Raw genomic sequence first — 516 nt, forward strand, 5'->3', positions numbered from 1 at the left:
GACGGCGTCCGCGAGCAGACCGAGCAGCTTTCGCAGCTGGTCGACACGCGCCGCGGTGCACTGGTCGAAGCCCTCGGCAGCAAGGCCGCGGAAATTTCGTCCACCATCGGCAGCGCCGCGGACTCCGCGCTGAAGTCGATCGAAAATCACGGCGGCGCATTCACCGTCGCGATGATGAACAACTCCTCGGATCTGGCCCGCCAGATCAACACCGCCAGCGAGATCGCGATCGGCGCCGTCAGCAAGTCGTTGAAGGACATCGACCAGACCTCGCGCGCGGCGATCGACCAGTCACGTCAGGTGGCGACGTCGACCATCAACGAGTTGCAGGAGACCTCGAAGATCCTGCGCACCGATACGCTCGCCCTGTTCGAGCGGCTGCGTGAAGGCAACATCCTGCTCCAGGAAGTGCTGACCGGTGCGCACGACAACCTCAACTCGCTCGAGCGGGCGCTGGTGACCCGCGTCGCCGACTTCGTCTCGGCCATGAACGACGTCACCTCGCGCAACGGCGCT

General features: G+C 65.1%; 1 protein-coding gene. It reads left to right on the top strand.

The window, feature by feature from the left end; genetic code table 11:
- The coding region (locus tag D1614_RS28945; protein ID WP_206610220.1) for a hypothetical protein at window positions 1-516 on the top strand (516 nt) is incomplete at both ends.

It is taken from the genome of Maribellus luteus, from assembly GCF_003576475.1.
Taxonomy (GTDB): domain Bacteria; phylum Bacteroidota; class Bacteroidia; order Bacteroidales; family Prolixibacteraceae; genus Draconibacterium; species Draconibacterium luteum.